The following is a 2955-nucleotide window of genomic DNA, read 5'->3' on the forward strand; positions in this document are numbered from 1 at the left end:
GCACCAACCCCACCTAACGGGCTCCAGGGCGTGAGGAACGAATCGGTGACAACTGATCGTTAGTGCCGGGAGGCGCTGGCGGGGAGGATGTCATCATGCCCGGTCCGTACCCCAGAGAGTTCCGCGAAGACGTTGTCGCGGTCGCTCGTCGTCGTGAGAGCGGCGTCACCATCAAACAGATCGCCACCGACTTCGGTATCAGCGAAGCAACGCTGCAGAACTGGCTCCGCCAGGCCGATGTCGAGGAAGGCAACCGGCCCGGCCAGACCGCCGCGGACGCGGCTGAGGCTCGGGAGCTGAAGAAGCGGATCCGGTTGCTGGAGCAGGAGAACGAGGTCCTCCGGCGTGCGGCGGCGTATCTGTCGCAGGCGAACCTGCGCCTCGGTGGCTCCCCAAAATGACGTACCCGCTCGTATCTGAGCTCGCCGACGCGGGGACTCCCGTGACGGTGTCGTGCCGGGTCCTCAAGCTCGCAAGACAGCCCTACTATCAATGGCGCAATGCCCCGATCAGGGAAGCGGATGTGCTCCGCGCGTATCGGATCAACGCGCTGCATGACGCGCACCATGATGACCCGACGTTCGGGTACCGATACCTCGCCGACGAAGCGCGGCGAGCGGGGTGGCGGATGAGCCGCCGGACGGCGTGGAAGCTGTGCTCGCAGGCCGGGATTCTCTCGTCTGCGCAGCGCCGGCGGCGCGGGAAGGGCAAGAAGGCCGGCCCGCCCGTGTTCGACGATCACGTGCAACGAGTGTTCCGCGCCGACGCACCGAACCGGCTCTGGCTCACGGACATCACGGAGCATCGGACGAGCGAAGGCAAGCTCTACTGTTGCGCGATCAAGGACGTGTTCTCCAACCGGATCGTCGGGTACTCGATCTCAGACCGCATGACCGCGAAAATCGCTGTCGATGCTGTCCGAAACGCCGTCGCCCGGCGTGCTGAGGTCGCCGGCTGCATCCTGCACGCCGATAGGGGCAGCCAGTTCCGCTCCCGGGCCATGGCCCGCGAGTTGCGCCGCCACGACATGGTCGGATCGATGGGAAGAGTCGGTGCCGCGGGCGACAACGCTGCCATGGAGTCGTTCTGGTCACTGCTGCAGACGAACGTGCTCAACCAGCAGCGGTGGACAACGCGGCAGGAGCTGCGGCTCGCAATCGTCGTCTGGATCGAGCGGACGTATCACCGCCAACGAGCCCAGGACACCCTCGGCGGCTTGACGCCCATCGAGTTCGAAGCCAAGCTAGCCGAGCCGCTCACACTCGCGGCCTAAACCGAACCTGTCACCAGTTCGTTCCTCACGCCCCCACGCATCCGGGCGCGGCTCGGGCACGCATCCACAACTCGCCGGACAGGGCTCGAGACGTAGACCCGGCACGGCACCGACCTTGTGGAGCTCGCGCTCTTGCCGTCGTCGTCGTCGTTGTCGTGGTCGGACTTGTTGTTGTCGTCGTGGGGCACGGTGACCAGTCGGGCTGGGCGACGTACTCACAGGTCACGGAGGTCCCTCAGCGCGATCCGGGGGAGCGGGGCGCTGGTAGCTCGATTGCCCCCCGCCCCGGTGACCTAAAAGGCGTCAGAATCGCGCGTCGACCTTACTGCCTGAGGCTTGCCACCCATTGCGAGCTCTGGCGAACTCGCTGAGGCACACAAGGATGACGCAGAGGCCGGCGCCTTCGGGTCGACCGTCGTGTTTGGGTATTGATTCCGTGTTGACGTTGCTGGTGACGCTGGCCAAGCGATCGTGCCGGCGACGACGGGGCGCATCATATCGGCGAACAAGGGGTGGAAGCCATTTCGTACGGCGCTCGGCACTGATCGCGGTTGTTTTCGGGTCATCGCTCCACGATGACGATGTCGTCCCTGGGGTCGTCGCCGAGTGACGGAATTGTTCGTGGCTCGCCGATAGCACCCGGAGTGACACCGGTGGACGCGAGTTCTACGAGTGTGTGGTCGACGACGTGTGTTCGAACCGGGTTGAAGACTACTCCGAACGACACGAGAGCGTCAGGCCTGAGTTCCACAACTTTTAGTGACCCGCGTTGATGGCGTCGATGAGGTTGCGGGCGTCTTCATTGACGGTTGGTTCGACGACCATCTCGTGGTCGCCGATGGCGACAACAATGGTGCGCAGGGGTTCGAGGGTGCTGACGATCTTCTTGATCGGTGTGCCGGTGATGTTCGGTAGGTAGCGGGCGACCGCAAGGGCGGCGAATACCACTGTCAGGTGCGCTTCGATTGAGTCGCGGGTTCGGTGGAAGATCGGCCGCGCCTTCAGATCGGATTTGGCCATACGGAAGGACTGCTCGACGTTCCACAGATCGTGATACGCCGCCACAACTGCATGGCCGTCCATGTGGGCTGTGTCAAGGAATGTGGACAGTTCCTCCAGGGGCGCGGAGACGCGCGAGCTGAGGCAATCGGTGTTCGCGTTGGAGGCGCTGAAACCGCCGCCCCGATGTCCCTTGTACTTCGACTACAAAGTGATGGTTAGACGGATCCGGAGGACGAGCAGTGCGTTCAGGTCGGGTCAGAATCGACATACAGGAATGCCGCGACGCTGTCCTTCATCGCCATCTTGATGCGGTACAGTGCATGGCCCGCGAGAAGGGCCTCTAAACCTTTGCGGACCTGGTCGATGGCGGCGTCCGTACGGGAGTCGGAGTTCTCTTGGTGCTCGGTGGCGATGGCGATGACCCTTGGCGATGAAGTGGTACTGCCCAGCGCTCGGAGTGACCATGGCACGGATGAAGTCGACGCGATCTCTCGCGTCCAACGCCGAGACCAAGTTCAGATCCGAGGTACTGGCGCTCATCGGAATGGTCACGATAAGTGATGGTGGCCACTGGCGTGACGACCCGGTCAGCCTTTCAGGATTCTGCTTGGTGCATCTGGTCTCGGCGTTGTGTGGCGCTATTAAGGTAGCTTGACCTGGGGATTTGGTGTTGTGTTGGG

Annotated in this window: 1 protein-coding gene and 2 pseudogenes; 1 reads left to right on the forward strand and 2 read right to left on the reverse strand. The window is 63.4% G+C overall.

Annotation, left to right across the window (positions count from 1 at the left end; all coding sequences use genetic code 11):
- The first annotated feature begins 95 nt into the window (after positions 1 to 95).
- Positions 96 to 1273 (forward strand): annotated as a pseudogene (locus tag OPF83_RS17285) (IS3 family transposase).
- A gap of 756 nt (positions 1274 to 2029) precedes the next feature.
- Here the strand turns inward: OPF83_RS17285 and OPF83_RS17290 are convergent.
- Both OPF83_RS17290 and OPF83_RS17295 read right to left on the reverse strand, forming a co-directional pair.
- Positions 2030 to 2341 (reverse strand): annotated as a pseudogene (locus OPF83_RS17290) (IS1634 family transposase); the annotation flags it as partial.
- Positions 2342 to 2520: 179 nt separating this feature from the next.
- Entirely contained in the window at positions 2521 to 2745 is a 225-nt protein-coding gene (locus OPF83_RS17295) for a hypothetical protein (protein WP_264888885.1), read from the reverse strand.
- Positions 2746 to 2955: the final 210 nt, after the last annotated feature.

Source organism: Dietzia sp. NCCP-2495, assembly GCF_026011735.1.
Classification (GTDB): domain Bacteria; phylum Actinomycetota; class Actinomycetes; order Mycobacteriales; family Mycobacteriaceae; genus Dietzia.